Origin of the sequence: Acidovorax sp. T1 (assembly GCF_002176815.1) — a bacterium.
GTDB lineage: Bacteria > Pseudomonadota > Gammaproteobacteria > Burkholderiales > Burkholderiaceae_C > Acidovorax.
In genome coordinates this window covers 12,254-32,151 of sequence record NZ_CP021650.1, presented here as the reverse complement: position 1 = coordinate 32,151, position 19,898 = coordinate 12,254, and the positions used below count along the sequence as shown (strand labels likewise).

General features: G+C 65.0%; 26 protein-coding genes. 15 read left to right on the top strand and 11 right to left on the bottom strand.

Going from position 1 to position 19,898, the window contains the following annotated elements; translation table 11 throughout:
- Positions 1–14: 14 nt before the first annotated feature.
- The 6 genes from CCX87_RS20005 to CCX87_RS19980 all read right to left on the bottom strand — a co-directional run bounded on the left by CCX87_RS20005 (position 15) and on the right by CCX87_RS19980 (position 5,779).
- Positions 15–797 carry a conjugal transfer protein TrbF gene (locus CCX87_RS20005; RefSeq protein WP_006122481.1) on the bottom strand — a complete coding sequence of 261 codons (783 nt, stop codon included), beginning with the start codon at positions 795–797 and terminating at the stop codon, positions 15–17.
- Positions 794–3,352, bottom strand: a complete 2,559-nt coding sequence (locus CCX87_RS20000; RefSeq protein WP_011114047.1) for a VirB4 family type IV secretion/conjugal transfer ATPase — start codon at positions 3,350–3,352, stop codon at positions 794–796. Before CCX87_RS20000 ends, CCX87_RS20005 begins: the two co-directional genes overlap by 4 nt.
- On the bottom strand, positions 3,349–3,660 hold the full coding sequence (locus CCX87_RS19995) for a conjugal transfer protein TrbD (RefSeq protein WP_001207961.1): 312 nt from the start codon (positions 3,658–3,660) through the stop codon (positions 3,349–3,351). Before CCX87_RS19995 ends, CCX87_RS20000 begins: the two co-directional genes overlap by 4 nt.
- A 3-nt stretch (positions 3,661–3,663) precedes the next feature.
- On the bottom strand, positions 3,664–4,128 hold the full coding sequence (gene trbC, locus CCX87_RS19990) for a conjugal transfer system pilin TrbC (protein ID WP_011114046.1): 465 nt from the start codon (positions 4,126–4,128) through the stop codon (positions 3,664–3,666).
- 16 nt (positions 4,129–4,144) lie between these two features.
- Positions 4,145–5,107: a P-type conjugative transfer ATPase TrbB gene (trbB, locus tag CCX87_RS19985; protein WP_000132020.1), complete on the bottom strand. Its 963-nt coding sequence runs from the start codon at positions 5,105–5,107 to the stop codon at positions 4,145–4,147.
- 309 nt (positions 5,108–5,416) lie between these two features.
- Entirely contained in the window at positions 5,417–5,779 is a 363-nt protein-coding gene (locus CCX87_RS19980; RefSeq protein WP_010890126.1) for a transcriptional regulator, read from the bottom strand.
- 113 nt (positions 5,780–5,892) lie between these two features.
- On the opposite strand from CCX87_RS19980, the gene CCX87_RS19975 reads away from it, so the two are divergent.
- Positions 5,893–6,234, top strand: a complete 342-nt coding sequence (locus CCX87_RS19975; protein ID WP_000019167.1) for a single-stranded DNA-binding protein — start codon at positions 5,893–5,895, stop codon at positions 6,232–6,234.
- Positions 6,235–6,280: 46 nt separating this feature from the next.
- A complete protein-coding gene (gene trfA, locus CCX87_RS19970; RefSeq protein ID WP_011114072.1) occupies positions 6,281–7,501 on the top strand; it encodes a plasmid replication initiator TrfA in 1,221 nt (406 codons plus the stop codon).
- A 1,322-nt stretch (positions 7,502–8,823) separates the two neighbouring features.
- Here the strand turns inward: trfA and CCX87_RS19955 are convergent.
- The gene (locus CCX87_RS19955) at positions 8,824–9,138 is read right to left on the bottom strand and encodes a type II toxin-antitoxin system RelE/ParE family toxin (RefSeq protein ID WP_011117139.1); all 315 of its coding nucleotides are present in this window, start codon (positions 9,136–9,138) and stop codon (positions 8,824–8,826) included.
- Complete coding sequence (locus CCX87_RS19950; protein ID WP_001260984.1) at positions 9,135–9,404, bottom strand: ribbon-helix-helix domain-containing protein; 270 nt, start codon at positions 9,402–9,404, stop codon at positions 9,135–9,137. Before CCX87_RS19950 ends, CCX87_RS19955 begins: the two co-directional genes overlap by 4 nt.
- 168 nt (positions 9,405–9,572) lie before the next feature.
- Here CCX87_RS19950 and CCX87_RS19945 point away from each other — a divergent pair, with 168 nt between their 5' ends.
- The 13 genes from CCX87_RS19945 to kfrC all read left to right on the top strand — a co-directional run bounded on the left by CCX87_RS19945 (position 9,573) and on the right by kfrC (position 17,842).
- The gene (locus CCX87_RS19945; protein ID WP_001095942.1) at positions 9,573–10,001 is read left to right on the top strand and encodes an antirestriction protein; all 429 of its coding nucleotides are present in this window, start codon (positions 9,573–9,575) and stop codon (positions 9,999–10,001) included.
- A gap of 51 nt (positions 10,002–10,052) precedes the next feature.
- A complete protein-coding gene (locus tag CCX87_RS19940) occupies positions 10,053–11,258 on the top strand; it encodes a protein KlcB (protein ID WP_011405605.1) in 1,206 nt (401 codons plus the stop codon).
- Between the two features lie 16 nt (positions 11,259–11,274).
- Positions 11,275–11,532, top strand: coding sequence for a transcriptional repressor KorC (gene korC / locus CCX87_RS19935; RefSeq protein ID WP_011117141.1), 258 nt, complete (start codon positions 11,275–11,277; stop codon positions 11,530–11,532).
- 159 nt (positions 11,533–11,691) lie between these two features.
- Complete coding sequence (gene kleA / locus CCX87_RS19930; protein WP_000041932.1) at positions 11,692–11,928, top strand: stable inheritance protein KleA; 237 nt, start codon at positions 11,692–11,694, stop codon at positions 11,926–11,928.
- Positions 11,929–11,986: 58 nt separating this feature from the next.
- Complete coding sequence (locus tag CCX87_RS19925) at positions 11,987–12,202, top strand: DUF2688 domain-containing protein (RefSeq protein ID WP_010890114.1); 216 nt, start codon at positions 11,987–11,989, stop codon at positions 12,200–12,202.
- 144 nt (positions 12,203–12,346) lie between these two features.
- Positions 12,347–12,676 carry a KleE stable inheritance protein gene (gene kleE / locus CCX87_RS19920; RefSeq protein WP_010890113.1) on the top strand — a complete coding sequence of 110 codons (330 nt, stop codon included), beginning with the start codon at positions 12,347–12,349 and terminating at the stop codon, positions 12,674–12,676.
- 1 nt (position 12,677) lies between these two features.
- Positions 12,678–13,208: a DUF2761 domain-containing protein gene (locus CCX87_RS19915; protein WP_011117143.1), complete on the top strand. Its 531-nt coding sequence runs from the start codon at positions 12,678–12,680 to the stop codon at positions 13,206–13,208.
- Between the two features lie 113 nt (positions 13,209–13,321).
- Positions 13,322–13,624: a transcriptional regulator KorA gene (locus CCX87_RS19910; RefSeq protein WP_010890110.1), complete on the top strand. Its 303-nt coding sequence runs from the start codon at positions 13,322–13,324 to the stop codon at positions 13,622–13,624.
- Positions 13,621–14,385, top strand: a complete 765-nt coding sequence (locus CCX87_RS19905; protein ID WP_000855329.1) for a ParA family protein — start codon at positions 13,621–13,623, stop codon at positions 14,383–14,385. The genes CCX87_RS19910 and CCX87_RS19905 overlap by 4 nt, the downstream gene beginning before the upstream one ends.
- Complete coding sequence (locus CCX87_RS19900) at positions 14,382–15,431, top strand: transcriptional repressor gene korB (RefSeq protein WP_011114060.1); 1,050 nt, start codon at positions 14,382–14,384, stop codon at positions 15,429–15,431. The genes CCX87_RS19905 and CCX87_RS19900 overlap by 4 nt, the downstream gene beginning before the upstream one ends.
- A 179-nt stretch (positions 15,432–15,610) precedes the next feature.
- Positions 15,611–16,642, top strand: coding sequence for a DNA-binding protein (locus CCX87_RS19895; protein ID WP_011117145.1), 1,032 nt, complete (start codon positions 15,611–15,613; stop codon positions 16,640–16,642).
- A 170-nt stretch (positions 16,643–16,812) separates the two neighbouring features.
- Entirely contained in the window at positions 16,813–17,160 is a 348-nt protein-coding gene (gene kfrB / locus CCX87_RS19890; RefSeq protein WP_000664557.1) for an IncP plasmid survival protein KfrB, read from the top strand.
- Positions 17,161–17,188: 28 nt separating this feature from the next.
- On the top strand, positions 17,189–17,842 hold the full coding sequence (gene kfrC / locus CCX87_RS19885) for an IncP plasmid survival protein KfrC (protein ID WP_000826922.1): 654 nt from the start codon (positions 17,189–17,191) through the stop codon (positions 17,840–17,842).
- 202 nt (positions 17,843–18,044) lie between these two features.
- Here the strand turns inward: kfrC and CCX87_RS19880 are convergent, their stop codons facing one another.
- Genes CCX87_RS19880 through CCX87_RS19870 form a run of 3 tightly spaced genes read right to left on the bottom strand, consistent with a single transcriptional unit; the run spans position 18,045 to position 19,608 of the window.
- Entirely contained in the window at positions 18,045–18,485 is a 441-nt protein-coding gene (locus tag CCX87_RS19880; protein WP_000718516.1) for a conjugal transfer protein TraM, read from the bottom strand.
- Positions 18,485–19,210: a nucleotide-binding protein gene (locus tag CCX87_RS19875; protein ID WP_001062597.1), complete on the bottom strand. Its 726-nt coding sequence runs from the start codon at positions 19,208–19,210 to the stop codon at positions 18,485–18,487. Before CCX87_RS19875 ends, CCX87_RS19880 begins: the two co-directional genes overlap by 1 nt.
- Positions 19,210–19,608: a TraK family protein gene (locus tag CCX87_RS19870; RefSeq protein WP_001127128.1), complete on the bottom strand. Its 399-nt coding sequence runs from the start codon at positions 19,606–19,608 to the stop codon at positions 19,210–19,212. The genes CCX87_RS19875 and CCX87_RS19870 overlap by 1 nt, the downstream gene beginning before the upstream one ends.
- Between the last annotated feature and the right edge of the window lie 290 nt (positions 19,609–19,898).

Genomic DNA, 19,898 nt, shown 5'->3' with positions numbered 1-19,898 from the left:
GGATGACCTCGAATTCATTGGATGCGGGACCAGGAGTAATCACGCACGTAGATGCTCAACGGGTTGTTCCGCAGTTGCTCATCGGTGGTGTTGGGCGTGACCTCGGCGATGTAGGTAGTCACGAGCGCGCGCCAGGTGACGGGCTGACCTTTCAGCGTGCCTTGGCGGTCGCGCGTGGTTTCCACCCACTCGACTTGCCAGGTGTCGGGCGTTTGCGGGATGACGGTCTTGATCTCGACGCTGACCATTTCCTTCTCGGCGCGCTTGAACGGGCTGGAATCGGGCGTGCCGTTCAACCACTCGTTCATCTTTGGCGTCGCCGGATCGTTGGGGGCGAGCATCGAGTACGCCTTGAACACGCACTTGCGCTGCAAGGCCACGTCAGGCGACACCATGCGCGCGCAGCTCATCCAGTCCGCAACGGCGGCGTGGATGACACGCGGATCGGCCTTCCCTGCGGCCTGCACCGGGCCGGCGGCCACCGTCTGGCCCAGCTTGTCCACCTCGACCACGTAGGGGATGAACTTCGACTGGCTGCCGATGTGGATCACGCCACCCACGCCGGCCAGCGCGATCAACAGCGACAGGATGCCGATCACCTGCCAGGTTTGGCGCTGCGAGACGACGCCGCCCACGTGATCGTTCCAGGTGCGGCGCGCGGCCAGGTAGGGGTTCTCGGCCTCGCCCGCACGGCGGCCGCCGGCGAGCGGTTCCTTCGAGCGGCGCGGATCGCGCGGCTCGGCGGAGTTGGCGGGCTTCTTGAAGATCAAGCCCTTGAGGGTGTCGGCGATGCTCATGCGGCCTCCAGGTAGTCGTTGAGATTCAGCCCACGGCCGGCCAGCCACTCATGCACCCATTCGTGGCCGAACTTGGCTTCGAGGCTCTTGATGGTGGCGACCGATTCCTTGTCGGACGCACCGACGAAGGCCAGGGCCATCGGCCCCAGGGCAAGGTCATAGAGACGGCGGCCGTTCTCCGAGACGTAGTAGTACTGACGCTTCGGAATGGCAGTCGCCAGGATTTCGATCTGACGCGCGTTGAGGCCCATACGGCGATAGAGCGCCGATGTGTCCTCATCCCTGGCGTAGACGTTGGGCAGGAAAATCTTGGTCGCGGTCGATTCCACGATCACGTCCAAGATGCCCGAGTTGGCCGCGTCGGAGAGGCTTTGCGTCGCCATCAGCACAAGGCAGTTGGCCTTGCGCAGCACCTTGAGCCATTCCCTGATCTTGGCGCGGAACGCGGGGTGGCCCAGCATCAACCAGGCTTCGTCCAGGATGATGACGGAGGGCTGGCCTTTCAGTGCGCGCTCGATGCGGCGGAACAGGTAGAGCAGCACCGGCAGCGCGAACTTCTCGCCCAGGTTCATCAGCTCTTCGATCTCGAACACCGTGAAGTCGGACAGCGACAGGCCGTCCTCTTCGGCGTCGAGCAGGTGGCCCATCGAGCCGTCCACCGTGTACTGCTTGATGGCCTCGCGGATCGCCTCGTCCTGAATCGTCACCGAGAACTCGGAGAGCGTGCGCGCGCCGCTGGCGTGCATGCTCATGATCGCGTTGCCGATCTCGTTGCGCTGCGCCGGCGTGGTGTTGACGCCGTTCAACGCCAGGATGGTGTCGATCCACTCCATCGCCCAGGCCCTATCCCCCTTCGTTTCGAGGAACTGGAGCGGGCAGAACGCCAGGCGGTCATCGTCGGCGGCCACCGTGAAATGCAGGCCGCTCTTGCCCTTCGTGGCCGCGCGGATGCCGGCCGCGAGTGGGTACATCGACATGCCCTTGTCGAAGGCGTAGATCGACATGCCGGCGTAGCGACGGAGCTGCGCGGCGATGATGCCCAGGTGCGTCGATTTGCCTGCGCCGGTCGGGCCGAACATGAAGGTGTGGCCCAGGTCGCGCACGTGCAGGTTCAGGCGGAACGGCGTAGCGCCCACCGTCACGCAGTGCATGAGCGCCGGCGACAGCGGCGGGTACATCGGGCACGGAGCCGTGGCGCTGCCCGTCCAGATCGAGCTTGTCGGCAGCAGGTCGGCCAGGTTCATCGTGTTGATGAGCGGCCGGCGCACGTTCTCGACGCCGTGGCCGGGCAAGCTGCCCAGGTACGCATCGAGCGTGTTGATCGTCTCGATACGGGCCGCGAAGGCCAGGCGGTTGACGGCCTTCTCGACCAGGAGCGCGGAGGCCGCCAGGCGCTCCCGATCCTCGTCCATCAGCACGACCACGCTGGTGTAGTAGCCGGCCGCCACCAAGCCGCTGTTGACCTCGGCGATGGCCGCCTCGGCGTCGCCGACCATCGCGGCCGCGTCCTGGTTGATCGAGCCGGTATTCGTGTTGAACACCTGATCGAAGAAGCCGCGAATCTTCTGCTTCCACTTCTTGCGGAACTTGTCCAGGTGCTTCAAGGACTCGTGCTGATCCATGAAGATGAAGCGGCTCGACCAGCGGTATTCGCTGGGCAGCTCGGCCAGGGCCGAGAGCACCCCAGGCGTTGACTCCAAGGGGAAGCCTTCGATGGCGACCACCTGGATGAACTTGCGCCCGATCTTGGGCACGACGCCGCCCCACAGCTCTTGCCCGCCGATTACCGCATCGAGGTACATCGGATTGCTGGGCAGCATGACCGGGTGATGGAGGCCCGTCACGCAGAACTGCAACCAGCTCAGGAAGTCATCGTGCGTGACTTCCCTGCCCTCTTCCGACACGACTTTTTGGCCGCGCAGGCGCGTCATCTTGACCGCCGAGGACAGGCGCGATTCCAGGCTGGTGATCTCGCGCTTGAACTGCGCAATCAGGCCCGTAGTGCGCGCCGTATGGTCGGGAGCCACCGCATCGTCATCGAACATGAGTTCGACAAACTTGCGCTGGGCCAGCACTGGCGGGAACCACGTGACGGTCAGGACAAAGTAGCCCTCGAACATCGCGCCCAGGCCCTCGAACAAGCGCCGGCGTTCCTCGTCAATGGCGAAGGAAACGGAGTCGGGGAACGATGACACGCCCCGCTCCGAGTAGTTCGGCGCAGGCCGACGCACAGCATCGACATGCACCATCCAGCCGTTCCCCAGGCCCGCCAGGGCCTGGTTGATGCGGAACGACACCATTTCCCGCTGTTCCTCGGTGCTGCTGGCGTTGTCATCCCCCTTGTACAGCCAGGCGGCCATAAAGGAGCCGTTCTTGCCCACGATCACGCCGTCATCGACCACGGCGGCGTAATTGAGCAGATCGGCCAGGCCGGCATCCTTGGCGCGATGCTTCTTGAGCTTCAGCTCGGCATCGACAGCCCGGATGCGGGCAAAGAGGATGAGCAACAGAACCGCACCGAGCACAGCAATGGCAATTGCGATTGCTTCGATCATTTGTATTGCTTCCCTTGACTCGGCGTGTTGTCACGGAAGGGCGTGCTGCGAGCCGGGTAGTACGGCTTGTACCGGCGGTGCCGCAGGTACACGTGTCGCAGCTTCGGATCGGCCTTCGCCATGAGGCGCAGCGCGAAGAGCGCGCCGAACCACAAGGCGATGCCGAACACCGTTGCCCTCACTTCTTGGGCGCTGAAAATCAGCGCGCCGGCCAGCAGGCCCGAGAACATCACCAGCTCACGATCCCCGCCCATGAACAGGTTTTCTCGGTTGCCGGCCCTACGGATGGGGATCGCGCGCAGAGCCATGACTTACCCCGCGATGTGGCCGCGCTCGGCCCAGCGCATGACGGCTTCGCCGGGGAAGCCGGCCACGTCCAGCGCGGCGACCTTGACCTGGTGCAGCGCGCCATCGGTCAGGGCGGCGATTTCCGCGCCACGGCCGAAGAACGTGCTCATCATGTTCTGCGCGCCGACCAGCAGGGCCATGACCAGGACGATGAAGATCAACGTGCGGAAGAAGCCGTTGAGTTCGCCGCCGAAGATCAGGATGCCGCCGGCGACCACGATGCCGATGATCGACAGCGCGAAGGCCACCGGGCCGGTGACGGAGTTGCGGAGGTTGGTCAGCCAGCTCTCATACGGCAGAGAGCCGCCGGTGCCCTCGGAGGCGAATGCGTGCTGGGGGGCCAGCAGGAAGAACGCCAGGAGGGCGAAGAGGCCCATGTAGAACAGGGCGTTGCGGTTGAGGCGGAATGCCGGGAAGGTTGCTTGCATTGGTCGTAACTCCTAGTCAGAGGGTTTTGGTGATGTACTGGCCGTTGGCGAACCCGGAAACCTCCAAGATTTCCTGGATGCGCCGCGAGCCTTCGACGCGGGCGATATGAACAACCACGTGAACCGCCTCGCCGATAAGCGGTTCAATGGGTTTCGGGGAATCGGGGTGCATGCTGATGAGCATGGCGAGCCGATCCAATCCAGCTTTGGCGTTGTTTGCGTGCAGGGTTGCAGCACCTCCTTCGTGCCCGGTGTTCCAGGCCATCAACAGATCAAGGGCTTCGGGGCCGCGCACCTCGCCGACCAGGATTCGGTCGGGGCGCATGCGGAGGGTGGTTTTCAGCAGCGCCGTCATGTTCACGTCGATGCTGGTGTGGTACTGGACGTAGTTCTCGGCGGCGCACTGGATTTCGCCGGTGTCCTCGATGATGAAAACCCGCTCGGTCGGGTCTTGAATCACCATCTCGTTGATGATCGCGTTCACCAGCGTGGTCTTGCCCGAGCCGGTGCCGCCGATCACAAGGATGTTCCGGTGCGCGCGCACCGCTGCAATCAATGCCTCGCGCTGCGGCGCGGTCATGATTCCGCGTTCGACGTACTGATCGAGCGTGAAGATGGCGACGGCCTTCTTCCGAATGGCGAAGGTGGGTGCGGGCACAACCGGCGGGAGCTGGCCGGCGAAGCGACTGCCATCAAGGGGCAGCTCGCCTTCCAGGATCGGCTTGGAGCGCGTGACTTCCTTGCCGTGGTAGCCCGCGATGGTTTCGATGATGGCTTGCGCCTGCGCGACGCGCAGCGTGCCGATGCACTTCATCGGCTCGCCCAGGCGTTCGAGCCAGAGCTTGCCGTCCGCGTTGAGCATGATTTCAACGGTCTTGGGATCGTTGAGGGCGGCCAGCAGCTCCGGCCCCATGTCGCGTTCGAGCTTCTTCTTCGCCCGTTCCTTGATGCTGTTGTGTTCTGGTTTCTGGTCGGTCATTCCGTATGCCCTGTATGCCGTTGCGTTTCGCGCATTCTATACAGGCTCATACGATATACCGAACTAATTTCGACCGCAACACCGAAGCGCACAAGGGTGACTTCGGCCGCGACGTTGCATCGCGGATTGCAGGGGCGAAAGAGGCGACAACGCGGCGCATGCTCCGTGCGCCCTCGCGCCGAACCCGTGGCGTTTGCGTTATGGGTTGTCCGGGGGTTGAGCCACCCCGGCGGGCTTTAGCGGCTAAAACTTGGCTGGCTCTTGTGGCTCAGTTCCGCGCCGCTTCCCTTCCCTTCTCACATCCTGGCGTCAACTCCCTCTAAGTTTCTTCCTTGTCGCTTCGCCCCACTTCTTGACGATGAACGCCTGGTGTTCTGGCAGCACGGCCGCCACGCGCTCGAAGCCTGGCGGCAGGCTTCGGGGTGCCTTGCCGCCGGCCAGGGCGTCAAGGGCTTCTTTGTCCAGGTCGGTCGATTCAAGCAGGAGCGGCAGGGGAGTTTCAAGGGCCTGCGCAATGTCCTCCATCACCTTTAGGGAGGGGTTGGCTTTGCCAGTAGTGAGATCGGACAGGAAGGAGATCGAAACCCCCGACCTGTCCGATAGCTCCTTTTTCGTCATGTGCCGCTCATCGAGCAGCCGGAGCACGTTCGTGAAGAAGATGTAGTTGTACAAGGCCCGTATGCCTTCTCGGTGCGGGCGGCAGAAAATTTTAGCCGCTAAAGTTCTTGACCACGGACGCAGGTTTAGCTAAACTGACGACTCCATTAGCGAAAGGAGCATGACGAATGAGCCACAACCTGTTCCAGTTTATCGGTAATCTTACCCGCGATACCGACGTTCGCCATAGCGAAAACAGCGCCCGCGCCGTTTTCGACCTGGCTGTCAATCGCGTGTGGCGCAACGCAGCCGGTGCGAAGCAGGAGCAGACGGACTTCTTCCGCATCAAGTCGTTCGGCGGCCTGGCCGAGAACGCGGGCAAGTACCTGGGCAAAGGCTCCAAGGTGTTCGTCCAGGGCCGCATCGAGCCGACGAAGTACGAGAAGGACGGCAAGACCGAATACGGGTTCGATTTCATCGCCGAGGAAATCGAATACCTGGACACCAAAGCGCCAGGCGGCGGCCAGTAAGGCCAGGCCCGGCCACGGCCGGGCAGTATGCTAGGAGGGAGATTAGATGCAGAACGAGTTCAACGAGCAGGAATACAGGCGCAAGCTCATCGAGGGCGGGCTTAGCGAAGCCGACGCCACCGACCTTGCCGCCCGTACCGCCGCCGCTCGCAGGGACTCGGGCAGCGCCGGCGGGGCCTTCCGCCCCGCCGGTTCCCTCTTCGAGCTGCCGGCCACGGCCGGCGACAACGAGGCGGCTTTGCCGCCGAAGCTACCGACGCCGGCAAGTGCCGCCGTCGAGCGATCCGAGCGCATGGCGCAGGAATCGGCCGAGCTTGCGCGCACGATGGGCCTGCCGCCCGAACCGCGCACCGCCGTGAACAAGATGGCCGAGCAGATCGGCGCGCTGGCCCAGGACAAACGGAGTAGTGCGATGGCGACCAAGAAGCGAACGGCCGGCGGTGAGCTGGCCGAGAAGGTCAGCGAGGCCAAGCAGACGGCCTTGCTCAAGCACACGAAGCAGCAGATCAAGGACATGCAGCTCTCGCTGTTCGACCTGGCTCCCTGGCCGGATCACATGCGGGCACTGCCCAACGACTTCGGGCGGTCGGCGATCTTCACCGTCCGCAACAAGAAGGTGCCGCGCGCCGCGCTGCAAGGCCAGTCGATCTACCACGTCAACAAAGACGTGGAGATCACCTACACCGGGATCGAACTGCGCGCCGACGACGACGAGCTGGTATTCGCCCAGGTGCTGGAGTACGCGAAGCGCACCGCGCTCGGAGAGCCGGTTTCCTTCACGTTCTACGAGCTTTGCCAGGACTTGGACTGGTCAATCAACGGTCGGTACTACACAAGGGCCGAGGAATGCCTGACGCGGCTCCAGGCGTCGGCCATGCAGTTCTCATCCCAACGCATCGGCCGGCTCGAATCGGTGTCGCTGATCCGGCGCTTCCGCGTCCTGGATCGCGGCAAGCGCACGTCGCGCTGCCAGGTCGAGATCGACGCCGAAATCGTGGTGCTGTTCGCCGGCGACCACTACACGAAATTCGTGTGGGAGAAGTACCGCAAGCTGTCGCCCACCGCGCGGCGCATGTTCGACTACTTCGCCACCCACAAGGAGCCGTACCCGCTTAAGCTGGAGACGTTCCGGCTGATGTGCGGCTCGGATTCCACCCGGCCGAAGAAGTGGCGCGAGCAGGTAGGCGAAGCGTGCGACGAGCTGCGCGAAAACGGCCTGGTCGAAAGTGCGTGGGTGAACGACGACCTGGTGCATTGCAAGCGGTGATCGCCCCCCTGCCCTCCCCTGGAGCCGCCCGAGATCGAGGCGGCTTTTTTTCTCGAGCATCGCCACTTCCGGCGAGGCAGTACCGCGCACCAGCTCGCGCACGTCGAGCTGCAGCATCGTCACTTCCGGCGAGGCTGGCCACGTCCTGGCCACGTCCTGGCCACGGTCGACCATCGCCACATCCAACGATGCCCCGAGGGCCCCATCGCCACTTCCGACGATGAGATCCGCTCTTTGACATTTGAGGGGCCAAGCTGCGGGGGATTCTCCCGGCCGGCGGCCGCGAGAACCGGCTATGTCGTGCTACGCATCGAGCCAGGCGGCCACGGCCGCCCGTCTCGCCCCTGGCGGGCTTCCAGCGCCTTCCCGACGCTCACCGGGCCGGTGGCCCTCGCCGCTAGGCTACGAGGCCCTGGCGGGCCTTTCTGGCCCCTTCTCGGGGCCATAGAGGGCCGGCGCTGCCTGGTCGGCCTTGTGGATCGTTTGGGGACAAAACGCCGGCTGGTGACAGTTGAGGGGCGTTTCTTGACACTTGGGGGGCAGCGCACCCCGGCGCGATGCTGACAGATGAGGGGCCGGCCTCGAAATCGGCCGGCTGGAGCCGCGCCGGAGGCCGTCGAGGCGGCCTATGTGCTTGATCGGGCTGGCTTTATCCACAGAAGTTGTGGATAAGCCTGTTGGCAAGGCCCTTGCCGTACTGACACTTGAGGGGCGGGGGTGCTGACAGATGAGGGGCGCGATCCTTGACACTTGACGGGCAGACTATTGACCCTTGAGGGGCTTATCCATTGACACTTGAGGGGCGGCCCTTCGAGCCTTTTCCTTGGCGTATCAACGGCTTGCGCGCGTTTTCCGGTCAAGCTAACCGGCTTTTAACCCTTCATAACCTTTATATTAAACCTAGTTGTTATAACCGGGTGTCGAAAAAAGCGGCAAACCGGCCCAAGGTGCCCCGCAGAATAATCGGCCGCCGAAGGGGGGTGCCCCCCCTTCTCGATCCCACCCGGCCGCTAAAGCGGCCTCCCATCCCCCCAGGGGCGTTGCCCCTCGGCCTACGGCCTTCACCCCAAGAATGGAGCGCCTACGGCGCTACGGCTGACCATAGCCAGGCGCAAGCGCCTGGCAGAAGTTCGTGCTCTTCCAAAGGGGGCCAAGGCCCCCTCTGGACTCCCCAACTGTCAAGGCCGCGGTGACTCCTGCGCCGTCGCCAAGTCGGAAGATGGCTCCAGCTCGAAGGCCGCAAGGTTGAACGCCAAGGGAGGGGTCGGCCTGCCAGGCCCAGGGCGTGATTGCGCCCCTCAAGTGTCAAGAAGCGGGGGAATTCAGTCGTCCGCGTCGTCGTGCAGGATCGACTCGTAGTCCTGCCCGCCGTAGAACACGCCGATGATGGAAACCAGATCGCCGGCCACATCGAAGGCGATCACGGCGCGCTTGCGGTAGTTCGTGATGCGCAGGCCGGGCCGCACATCGTCGCGCATGGTGCCGCGCAGTGGAAACGTGCGCAGGCTTTCGCAATAGGTGACGATTGCCTCGGTGTAGCGAGCGGCAACGTCAGGCGACGCCGCCGCCGCGATGTAGCGGTACAGCTCGGCAAGCTGCTCTTCGGCCTCGGGCGAGAAGACGACCGCGTAGCTCATTGCGCCTTCGCATGCTCGGCGGCCAGGCGGGCGCGCACCTGGTCGGCGGTGACGGCTCGGGAGGGATCGGCTTTCAGGGCGTCATACGCCGGGCCGACCTGGTTGTGAAGCCAGGACTCGACGGCGCGATCACGCGCGAGTAGCGCACGCAGGCCGTCGCGGATGACCTCGCTTTCGCTCGCGTACTCCCCGGTCTTGACCTTCGTTTTCACCACGTCGGCCATGTCGTTCGGCAGGGTGATGCTCAGTTGCTGGGTGGTTCGCATGGCGGCCTCCATTCGGTTCAATAGGATTCAATCCTATCACTCCAAGGGGACGAAGTCCAGTTTAGCGGCTAAAGTTTAGCTAAAGTGCTTGACAGGTTAGGACATTTTGTCCTAATATACGTCTTGAAGGCCGGGCATGTCGCCCAGGTCAACTACCGGAGAGTTCCGATGAACACCCAAGACCAACCCGTCACCGCTTCCCTGGTCGCCGAGGCCCAGCGCCTCGACTTCTTGCCTACCTACTTCGGCCCGCGCCTGATGATGCGCGGCGAGGCCCTTGTGTACGCCTGGCTGCGCCGGCTCTGCGAACGCTACAACGGCGCGTATTGGCACTACTACACCCTGTCGGACGGCGGTTTCTACCTGGCCCCCGACCTGGCCGAGCGCCTGGAGATCGAGGTAGACGGCAACGGCTTCCGGGGCGAACTGTCGGCCGACGCCGCCGGCATTGTCGCAACCCTGTTCGCGCTCGGCCAGCTCGCGGCCGAGATCGCCGGCACGGACGCGGCCGACGCCCTGATCGACCGCTATCACTTCCTGCGCGGCTTCGCGGCCGGCCACCCCGAGGCCGCTGCGATCTACCGGGCTATTGACTGATGAGGGGCGGCCCCGGCTCCGGCCGGGGCTGCACCAGGAGCACGTCAAGCGATGGCGAAGCGAACAAAGCAACCGGCCCAGGCGGGCCAGGACTGGAGCGCGCCGGCGGCCGAGCTGCTGGCCGAGCTGCCGGCAGACCGTGACGGCCTGCTGGCTGCGGCCGTTGCGGCCGTGGTGGAGATCGACGCGGCTGTCATGCGCGGCGACGGGGCGGCGGCCGAGCTGGCCGGCGACCGATACGAGGCGATCATCTGGAAGCTGAACGGCGGCACGAACTTCGGGTGCATGGCCGACGACGAGGCCGCCGGCCGCGTCATCGAGCGGCATTGCGCTGCGGTGCCGGGGGACGTGCCCTTGTGGGGCCAGCGCGGCCAGTTCCTGGCCGTGGCGGGCGACGTGCGCGCCCTGGTGGAGTACGAGGCCGGTTATGGCGGGCCGCTCAACGCGCATTTTCAGTTCCACGCGGTTGACCTGGACAGGCCGTTTATCTCGGCGACGGGCTATCGCTCGCACTTCGACACGGCGCGGGGCTGCATGACCGTGGACGAGGTTGCGCGCGGCATCCTGACGGCCATGCTGGCCGAGAAGAAGCGGCCGGTGTTGATCGAGGCCAACTACCGCGACCGCTTGGCCGACGCTCCCCTGCCCGATTGGCTGGCCGGCCTGGTGCCGCCGGCGCGGCGCGAGCCGGCGACCGTGACGATCCCGCCGGGCTTCGTCTTGGTCGATGTGGTGCTGCCGGCGCACAAGGCGTTCATCGCGCGGCGCTGGGCGGCCGAGGCGGCGGGCAAGGTCAAGGCGGCCAGGGCCGCCAGGTCGAACGCCAAGGGAAAGGCCGGGGGCCGCGAGCGAGATCCCGCATCGGCGGAAACGGCGATGCGCTGCAGCACCGCCAAAGCTGACGATTGCAAGGCCGAGGCTGGGCCTGTATCGCCAGAAGCGACGATGCCGGGCGCAGGCGAAGCATCCTGCAGCACCGCCAGGAATGGCGATGCAGGCCCGGCCGACCTGGTGGAGTTCACGCCCGCACCAGGCCAACGGTGCGAGATCGTGAGCGTCCACCATCCGGTGTTCGCCAAGGAGATCGGCAAGCGCGTCATCATCGTGAAGGTGCATCCAGACACCCGCCAGGTGTGGGCGCATGACGACCGGCCGGTGACATACAAGACCAACCGCGCGGGCCGCCGTGTGGTGGATTCAGACCCGAGCTGCATTCAGTCGATCTACGGATTCGACCAACTGCGGCTTATCACGTGACCAGGAGAAGAAACGAATGACGAACGACGCCAATATCCGGCTGGAGTGCTTGAAGCCGGCCGAGCGGTGGGCGCAGCCGAGCGGCGAAGAGGTGCGCGAGGTGCTGCGCCTGGCGGGCCTCACCGGCGGCAAAGCCGCGAAGGTGCTGGGCCTCGGCCCGAAGGGCGACCGGACGATCCGGCGATGGGTGGGCGAGGACACGCCGATCCCTTATGCCGCGTGGGCGCTGCTGTGCGACTACGCCGGCCTCGGGCTGATCTGGAAAGAGGCTTGACGCCAGGGAAAGAGGCTTTAGCGGCTAAAGTGCTAGGCATCGGACTACGGTAAAGCGAAAATAGTTTAGCTAAAGTGCTTGACAGGCTAGGACATTTTGTCCTAATATAGCACTTGAAGGCCGGGCATTCCGCCCAGGTCGATTACCGGAGAGGTTCCGATGAGCAAGAACAAGATCATGCCTTGGGTTGACGCCCTGCCGAATGTGGAAGCCACCGACTTCCAAGCCCGCCGCGACCAGATCGAGGCCACGATGGCCGAGGCGGCCGAGCTGGTGAAGCAGGCGGAAGAGCTGCGCGGCAAAGCCTATTTCGCCGCCTTGAGCCTGGAGGCCAGTGCCAAGGGCGAATGGTCGAGCCAAGCGGTCGAGCAGGCCAAGCGCAGCGTCGGCTGGTAAGGGAAGGCGGCCCGGCTTCGGCCGGGTCATCAACGGAACGCCAAGAGGAAACAGTCCCATGAGCAAAGGCAAGATCGAGATCATCGAGACGTGCTGCCGGCGCTGCGGCAAGAGCATCCGAACCTTGAGCCACACCATCATCGGCGCCGATGATGCCCGCGAGAAGTTCGGCAGCATCTGCGGCGGCTGCATCACGCCGGAGGAAGATAACGAGCTGACGGAAATGCTGCTGGCGGCGGCCGTGCGACGCATGAGCGGAGCGACGCTGCAATGACGGCATTCCACACGTTCGACGGCCCCAGGTGGAGGAACGCCCCGGAGTGATCCGGGGCGCTTGGCCTGGTGCTGGCACACCGTAACCATGCTTCCGAGTGGGAGCATCCAGCATTCAACACGTAACCGCGTGGAGGGTCAAGCCATGTCCAACATCGTCAAGTTCCCCAGGGCGAGCAAGCCGCCGGCTCCCGAGCCGGTGCAGCCTGCCGCGCCCGCTGCTGCGCCTGCCGCACCCAAGGCCGAAGGCCGGGGCCTGGTGGCCGGCCTGGTCAAGTTCGTATGGGTGGCGACCGTGCTGGTCTGGCCGGTGCTCAAGTGGGTGCTGGCGATCATCACCTTCTTCCAGTTCGTGCGGATGCTCTACCACTGGAACACGCCTGGCGTGTATGCCGGCTGGTCGTTCCTGGCGTACTTCGCGGCACTGACCGCGATCACCTACTTCGTTTCGATCTACAAACCGAAAGGGCTTTGACATGGCAAAGCAGACCCTCCCCTACCCGCCTGGCTTCGTGGAGCCGACCACTGGCCGCGTGGCCGTCCTGGTGCGCGAGTACGCGGACAGCGACTTGAACGGCGACGCGCCGGCCTACTGGTACAGCGCGCAATCCGAAGAATGGGGCCTTGACCCCTGGCGTCTCGTGGAGGGCGTCGATCCGCACGTGGGCGGCGGTTCCTTCGACGTGTGCTTTGCCAGCGGCGGCACGCGCACCGTAGGCCCGCTGATGACGTTCTTCCTGAGTGCCGCCCATGCGGCACAGCTCATTGACGCCAAGGGGGAAGAGTTGGCCTTGCAGCGCGCCACCCTGGCCGTCATCGCGGACGGGCTGGGCCTGCCTGCCAAGGCGCTGCGCATCGAGGCGAAGGTGGAGGGCCGGCCGGCCGTGTTCTACGACCAGGACGGGGCCACGCTTTGCGCGTGCGCGGTGGATTCCGACCACTGGCGACAGGCGCGGGCGACGGCCGCAACGGCATCGGCCATCGACAAGGCGCGAACAAATTTTTAGCCGCTAAAACGCTTGACGGCTTCGCATGGTTTAGCTAAACTTCTGCACATGGTCGGCGGCTGGCACCGCCATTTGTTCAACAAACCGGGTGTGGAGTGTTATGGGTGCAATCCATGAAGAAACGGCTAACCGAAGCCCAATTCCAGACGGCCATCAAGGGGCTGGAGATCGGGCAGCAGACCATCGACATAGCGCGCGGCGTGCTGGTCGATGGCCGGCCCCAGGCGGAGTTTGTCACTTCGCTGGGGCTGACCAAGGGGGCGGTGTCGCAGGCGGTCAGTCGCGTATGGGCAGCAGCAGGGGAACAGCTCCCCGAGGGCTTCGAGCGAGTGACGGCGGTACTGCCGGAGCATCAAGCGTTCATCGTCAAGAAGTGGGAAGCAGACGCCAAGAGGAAACAGGAACCCAAGTCATGAAAACACTGGTCACGGCAATTCAGAAGGGCGGTCAAGGCAAGACGTTCGCCACCTGCCACCTGGCATTCGACTTCCTGGAGCGCGGCCTTCGCGTGGCCGTGATCGACCTGGACACCCAGGGCAACGCATCGTTCACGCTGTCGGCGTACCAATCGGGCTACCTCGCCAGCCAGTTGTTCACCGGCGACACCGATGACCTGCGGTATTGGTTCGGCAAGCGCGAGGGCGAGAGCCTGGCGCTGATCGCGGCAGACGCCAACCTGGCGAACCTGGACAAGATGGAGCTTTCCCAGGCGGCCGCCGCGCTGCGGGCCAGTGTGGCCGCGCTGGGCGAGTTCTTCGACGTGTGCCTGATCGACACGGCCCCCTCCCTTGGCGTCGCCATGACGGCGGCCGTGCTGACGGCCGACTACATGCTGTCGCCCATCGAAATGGAGGCGTACAGCTTGCAGGGCATGAAGAAGATGGTCGCGGTCATCAGCAACCTGCGCAAGCAGAACCCCAAGCTGCGCTTCCTCGGCATGGTGCCGAACAAGGTGGACGCGCGGAAGCCGCGCCACGTCAACAACCTGGCGACGTTGCAGCAGGCATACCCGCAGCTCATCTTGCCGTTCAGCATCGGCGCGCGTGACAGCATCGCCGAGGCGCTGGGCGAGCAGATGCCGGTGTGGAAGATCAAGAAGACCGCCGCGCGGAAGGCCACCCAGGAGGTGCGTGCGCTGGCGGATTACGTGTTCACGAAGATGGAGATCGCGCAATGAGCGCCAAGACCAACGCCAAGAAGAAGGAGCAGGACAAGCCGCAATCGTCCGGGCTGGGCCTGGACGGGCTGGGCGACCTGGCCGGCCTGCTGAACGAGCAGCCGGCGGCCAACGCCGGCGGCGCAGGCCCGCAGGAGCTGCCGCTTGACCTGATCGACGAAGACCCGCACCAGCCGCGCACGGCCGACAACCCCGGCTTCTCGCCGGAGAGCATCGCGGAGATCGGCGAGACGATCAAAGCGCGCGGCGTGAAGTCGCCCATCAGCGTGCGCGAGAACCCGGACGCACCGGGGCGCTACCTCATCAACCACGGCGCGCGGCGCTATCGCGGCTCGAAGTGGGCGCACAAGACCACGATCCCGGCCTTCATCGACAACGACTACAACGAGGCCGACCAGGTTATCGAGAACCTGCAACGCAATGAGCTGACGGCGCGTGAGATCGCCGACTTCATCGGCCGCGAGCTGGCGAAGGGCAAGAAGAAGGGCGAGATCGCCAAGGAGATCGGCAAGTCGCCGGCCTTCGTCACGCAGCACGTCACGCTGCTGGACTTGCCCGAACCCATTGCCGAGGCGTTCAATAGCGGCCGGGGCAAGGACGTGACTGTCATCAACGAGCTGGTGACGGCCTACAAGAAGAACCCCGACGAGGTGGCCGCCTGGCTGGCCGACGACAGCCAGGAGCTGACGCGCGGCTCGGTGAAGCTGCTGCGCGAGTTCCTGGAGGACAAGCGCAGTCACGAGGACGGCGACCGTGATCCCAACACCGTCGATGCGCTGACCGGCAAGACCGACGCCGAGGCCGGCGACGGCGAGCAGGGGCCGCAGGATGATGACGCCAAGGGGAAGAAGGAGCCGAAGGAGGCCGACCCCGACAAGCTCAAGAAGGCCATCATCCAGGTCAAGCACGACGACCGGCCGGCACGGCTGATCCTCAACCGCCGGCCCCCGGCCGAGGGCTGGGCCTGGCTCAAATACGAGGATGACGGCCAGGAGTTCGAGGCCGACCTTGGCACCGTGCAGCTTGTCGCGCTGCTGGAGGGCTGACACGCCCAGCGCCGGGCATCGCCGACCACCGACCCCCACCCATCGCCCCGCCATCGAGCGGGGCTTTTTTTTGCCCGCGTTTTAGCCGCTAAAAAAAGTTCAGCTAAACCGCTTGCGTAGTGTTGTATGTTGTAGTATGCTACACGCTACAACATACAACCGGCCAAAGGAGGCCCGACATGGCGATCTCGAAGGAGCAGATATTTGCGGTGGCCGACGAACTGGACGCGGCCGGCCAGAACCCCACGCTGGCGAACGTGCGCAAGCAGCTCGGCAGCGGCAGCTTCACCACCATCAGCGAGGCGATGAACGAGTGGCGCGCACGCAAGGCCAGCCAGGCCGCCCCGATCCGCGAGCCGGCACCGCAGGCGATCACCGACAAGCTGGCCGAGCTGGGCGGCGACTTGTGGGCCGTGGCGCTGGAAATGGCGAACAACCGCCTGGCCGCCGAGCGCGAGGCGCTGGAGGCCGTGCGCCAGGAGACGGAAGCAGCGCGCCAGGAAGCCGCAGAGCTGGCCGACCAGCTCACCGGCGAGCTGGACGAGGCCAAGGCCCGCGTCGCGGCCCTGGAGGCCGTCGAGGCGGCCGCCAAGGGCGAGGCCGACGAGCTGCGCGGCAAGCTCGCGGCGACCAGCGAGCGCGCGGCCACGGCCGAGGCCAGGGCCGGCGAGCTGCGCACGGAGCTGGATCACGCCCATCAGGAAGCCCGCCAGGCGCGCGCAGAGCGCGACAAGGCCCAGGAGAGGGCCACGGCCAGCGCCGACCAGGTGGAGGCCCTGCGGGCCGACCTCGCGGCCGCGAACAGCCGTACCGCCGAGATCGAGCGCCGCGCCGGCGAGCTGCGTGCCGACCTGGAGCGGGCGAACCAGGCGACCGACCAGGCGCGCGCCGCTCAGGCCGAGCAGCGGAAGGCCACCGAGGCGGCCGCCGCCGAGCGCGACCAGGTGCGCGCGGAGCTGGTGAAGGTGCAGGCCAAGGCCGAGGCGGCCGAGCAGGCCCACCAGGAGCAGCGCAAGGCGATGGCGGCCGAGGCACACCGCCAGGCCGAGCGGCTGACCGCCGCCCAGGGCGAGCGCGACCAGGCGAAGCGCGACGCTGCCCAGGCCCGCGAGGAAGCGGCCGGGCTTCGCGGCCGGCTGGAGGCCCTGGAAACCGTCATGGCGCAAGGCCGGGCGGCCGATCCGACCAGCGGCGGACGCAAAAAGACCTGATAAATCGGTTGGTTTTCCTTAAAATTACCCTGGAACCCTGACAAAACGCACAACCCGGCCGCTGGGAAGAGCCGGCCTCGCTTTGCCGAGGTCGGCTTTTTTGTTGGAGCGCGGCTTGCATGGGGCCACCATCACCCTTTTGAGAACCACGGCAACCATAGGAGTGCCCGATGAAAGAACGCCTCTTGGTCATGAACGGTCAACGCATCGTTCAGGCCGAAAAGGACGGCGCTTGGACGAATCAGAAAGTAGACAAGGCGGGCGCGTTGAAGCCCGGCATCTACAACCTGTACACGGCCCAAGCGGCCGACAAGAAGCAGACCCACGCCGGCGTGATCGTTCATGCCGACGCCACCAACGTGTACCAGCAGATCGGCAAGAACTTTGTCATGCACGCTCGGTCAGATTTCGATAAAGTACCTGAAATTGGGAGCGCAAAGAGCATCAGCTACAACGCCCAGGGCAAGGCGGCAGTCGCCGCAGAGGCCCCGAAACTGACGCGGGGGCGCTCCATGTAGCTTTAGCGGCTAAAAAGGAGGCACGCCCTTGAAACGACTCACCATCCCCGGCAGCGGCACCGAGAGCCGCGCCACCAAGCCGGCCCGCGTCAGCGCGCCGGCCACCCTCGGCGGTGCCGCCTTCGGCGCTTCGCGCGAGGACACCGGAGCCGACTTGCTGGAGGCCGCCCAGGCGGCCGAGATCGAGCAGCAGGCCACCCTAGAGGCGGCCCCGGTCGAGCAGTCCTACCCCGAAACCCTGGCGCTCTACGTGCAGGCCAAGCACGACCAGGTGGAGCACATCGAGGACAGGCTAGAAAACCTGATCGACCGGCAGCAGGCCCGCTTGCAGCAGACCCAGGCGTCCGCGCCTGGCCGGCTTTCCTTGCCCGGCTCTAAGCGAGCCTGGCAGAACCAGCAGGCGCAGCAGCAGGCCCGCTTGCAGACGCTTCACGCGCGCCTGGAGGCCGTCCGCGAGATCAAGGAAGGCATGGGCCTGCACTCGCCGAAGATCGAAGAGCTGGCGACGCGCAAGATGCGCGCCGAGAACCCCGAGCTGGCTTCCGATTGGGATGCCATGCGCGAGGCCGCCCGCCGGCATGAGCTGCTGATGCGCAAGCAGGAGCAGGAGCGCAAGCAATCCCAGGCCCAGGAGCGGCCAGGGAGATCGCAGTCCTTGGGCCTGTCAGCCAGGCCCGCATAAAAACGAAGCCCGGCGGTCGCCGGGCTTTTTTCTCGAGCATCGCCATTTCTGGCGAGGGAGGCCCGCCGAGGGCCTGGCGGAATCATCCTGCAGCATCGTCACAAGCGACGATGCCGGGAGCTGGCCAGCATCGCCGAACCTGGCGATGCCGCCGGCGCGGTCGACCATCGCCAGTTCTGACGATGAGATCCCGCATCGCCATCTACAGCGAGGCCCACAGGGCCAGGCCGGCGGCCACGACCGCCATGCCGGCCGCGACCATGTTCATCATGGCGACGCGCCGCGCCTCGCGGATCGGCGCGACGAGCTGCGCCGTCACCGCCTCAACCTCACGCCGCACGGCCTCGGCGGCCGCCTTCGCGCCCTCCTGCATTCCCCGCGTCATGGCGTCCTTGCTGGCCGCCAACGCCGCGTTGAGCGTCCTTTCCGCCTTTCCCTTGGCGTCATCACCCCATCGGTGGGCGATGGACTCCAGTTCCGACTTGAAGGCGTCCAAGATTTCCTGCTGGGCCGATGCGCTGTCCTGCATCAGCTTCATGTTGATGGTCTGGAGGATCAAGATCGGATCGTCGCGGCCCACGGCGATGCCGTGCTTGGCCGCGATCTCCCGTATCAGCTCCTCGATCTTGTCGTCGGCCGCCATCAGAGCACCGCCGCGTTTTCGAGCTGGGCGAAGAGCTGGGTTTTCACGATCTTGAGCCGCTGCCGCGTCATGATCGTGAGCGCCGAATCGGCCAGGGCCTCATCGAAGGTGCGCCGATCCTGGAGCATTTCGGCGAAGTCGCGGCCGTAGGTTTCCTCTTTCAGCGCCGGAATCTGGATGATGGCGGACACACGGCCCTTGTTGGCCGTGTACGCCTTCAACTGCTCGAACCCCTTGCCCTCGTGCTCGATTGGCCCCCAATACGGGTTCAGCCAGACCACGAACAGGCATTCGGCCGGGAACTGGCTGGCGAGCTGGGCGAAGCCGCTCACCGTGTCCACCAGGGCCTGGCCGCCGGTGACGACCGTATGCACCACGAGTTCGTGGCCCATGTCCTGGAGCAGCGCCGGCACCTGGTTGCTGATGAGGTAGTGCGACAGCGGCACGAACGAGCTGGCCCCGTTGTCGATGATGACGTCGCCCTCGGCCGACGCGATCATCTCGACCAGGGCGTCGAAATTCCGGGTGTTGATCTCGTCGCCGTCCATGATGTTGAGCCGGCGCACGTTGAGGGCTTTGTAGCCCTCGAACGTCGCGTTCACCGGATCGGTGTCGATGCAAAGCGGCTTCTGTCCCTTGCCGGCTTTGTACTGCGCGATGGTGGCCGCGATCATCGACTTGCCGACGCCGCCCTTGCCTTGCAGAACCATGTGAATTTTCGCCATTACAGTAAATCCTCTTTCTTTGGAGTCGCATCAAACGTGAAGCCGCCGATCTTGGGCGGCTCACTCTTGGATTCCGAGGCCGGCGGGGCGGCCTTCGGCTCGGGCTTCGCGCCCTTGGGCTGGCTGTCCGGGGGAGTGGCGGGAGGCGGCGGGGAAGCTACCGGCGCGGCCTTGATGTACCGCTTCACGTGCTGGGTGAAGGTTTCGTACCGACAGCGCAGCCGGCCGGTTTCCTTCATGTGCTCCCAGATCGTTTTCATCGCATAGCCCGCATCGAGCGCCGCTTGAACGTCGCTCTTGACGGCCAGGAACGCGACCACGTGCTTGTCCTGGCGCGGCTTCTTGGCTTCCCGTCCCTTCACCCATTCAGCCAGCTCTTCGGGGTAGGTCTTTGGCATCGTGTTCGTCCATCTAATCCTCTCATCGCAAATGTAACGCTACTAAGCGGCGCTACGGAAACGCAAAAAGTCCGCTATCGGCGTGCATTGGCACGCTTCGATAGCGGCATTATGGGCCATTGTGGCGGGTTTCGCTATATCCGTTGCTGCTTTTGCGGCCTGATAGCGCGATAGTTGCGGATAAATCGTAATGGCTGGTGTAGACTTTCCTTGGTGTTATTAACGCCGTAAGGCGGGCAGGATGTGTGAAGTTAGCTAACCGGCGAGCCGGTTATCTATCTTCACTGTCC

Coding starts and splice junctions, on each gene's coding strand:
- CCX87_RS20005 (WP_006122481.1), bottom strand. CDS start 797: ATGAGCATCGCCGACACCCTCAAGGGCTTGATCTTCAAGAAGCCCGCC.
- CCX87_RS20000 (WP_011114047.1), bottom strand. CDS start 3,352: ATGATCGAAGCAATCGCAATTGCCATTGCTGTGCTCGGTGCGGTTCTG.
- CCX87_RS19995 (WP_001207961.1), bottom strand. CDS start 3,660: ATGGCTCTGCGCGCGATCCCCATCCGTAGGGCCGGCAACCGAGAAAAC.
- trbC (WP_011114046.1), bottom strand. CDS start 4,128: ATGCAAGCAACCTTCCCGGCATTCCGCCTCAACCGCAACGCCCTGTTC.
- trbB (WP_000132020.1), bottom strand. CDS start 5,107: ATGACCGACCAGAAACCAGAACACAACAGCATCAAGGAACGGGCGAAG.
- CCX87_RS19975 (WP_000019167.1), top strand. CDS start 5,893: ATGAGCCACAACCTGTTCCAGTTTATCGGTAATCTTACCCGCGATACC.
- trfA (WP_011114072.1), top strand. CDS start 6,281: ATGCAGAACGAGTTCAACGAGCAGGAATACAGGCGCAAGCTCATCGAG.
- CCX87_RS19955 (WP_011117139.1), bottom strand. CDS start 9,138: ATGAGCTACGCGGTCGTCTTCTCGCCCGAGGCCGAAGAGCAGCTTGCC.
- CCX87_RS19950 (WP_001260984.1), bottom strand. CDS start 9,404: ATGCGAACCACCCAGCAACTGAGCATCACCCTGCCGAACGACATGGCC.
- CCX87_RS19945 (WP_001095942.1), top strand. CDS start 9,573: ATGAACACCCAAGACCAACCCGTCACCGCTTCCCTGGTCGCCGAGGCC.
- CCX87_RS19940 (WP_011405605.1), top strand. CDS start 10,053: ATGGCGAAGCGAACAAAGCAACCGGCCCAGGCGGGCCAGGACTGGAGC.
- korC (WP_011117141.1), top strand. CDS start 11,275: ATGACGAACGACGCCAATATCCGGCTGGAGTGCTTGAAGCCGGCCGAG.
- kleA (WP_000041932.1), top strand. CDS start 11,692: ATGAGCAAGAACAAGATCATGCCTTGGGTTGACGCCCTGCCGAATGTG.
- CCX87_RS19925 (WP_010890114.1), top strand. CDS start 11,987: ATGAGCAAAGGCAAGATCGAGATCATCGAGACGTGCTGCCGGCGCTGC.
- kleE (WP_010890113.1), top strand. CDS start 12,347: ATGTCCAACATCGTCAAGTTCCCCAGGGCGAGCAAGCCGCCGGCTCCC.
- CCX87_RS19915 (WP_011117143.1), top strand. CDS start 12,678: ATGGCAAAGCAGACCCTCCCCTACCCGCCTGGCTTCGTGGAGCCGACC.
- CCX87_RS19910 (WP_010890110.1), top strand. CDS start 13,322: ATGAAGAAACGGCTAACCGAAGCCCAATTCCAGACGGCCATCAAGGGG.
- CCX87_RS19905 (WP_000855329.1), top strand. CDS start 13,621: ATGAAAACACTGGTCACGGCAATTCAGAAGGGCGGTCAAGGCAAGACG.
- CCX87_RS19900 (WP_011114060.1), top strand. CDS start 14,382: ATGAGCGCCAAGACCAACGCCAAGAAGAAGGAGCAGGACAAGCCGCAA.
- CCX87_RS19895 (WP_011117145.1), top strand. CDS start 15,611: ATGGCGATCTCGAAGGAGCAGATATTTGCGGTGGCCGACGAACTGGAC.
- kfrB (WP_000664557.1), top strand. CDS start 16,813: ATGAAAGAACGCCTCTTGGTCATGAACGGTCAACGCATCGTTCAGGCC.
- CCX87_RS19880 (WP_000718516.1), bottom strand. CDS start 18,485: ATGGCGGCCGACGACAAGATCGAGGAGCTGATACGGGAGATCGCGGCC.
- CCX87_RS19875 (WP_001062597.1), bottom strand. CDS start 19,210: ATGGCGAAAATTCACATGGTTCTGCAAGGCAAGGGCGGCGTCGGCAAG.
- CCX87_RS19870 (WP_001127128.1), bottom strand. CDS start 19,608: ATGCCAAAGACCTACCCCGAAGAGCTGGCTGAATGGGTGAAGGGACGG.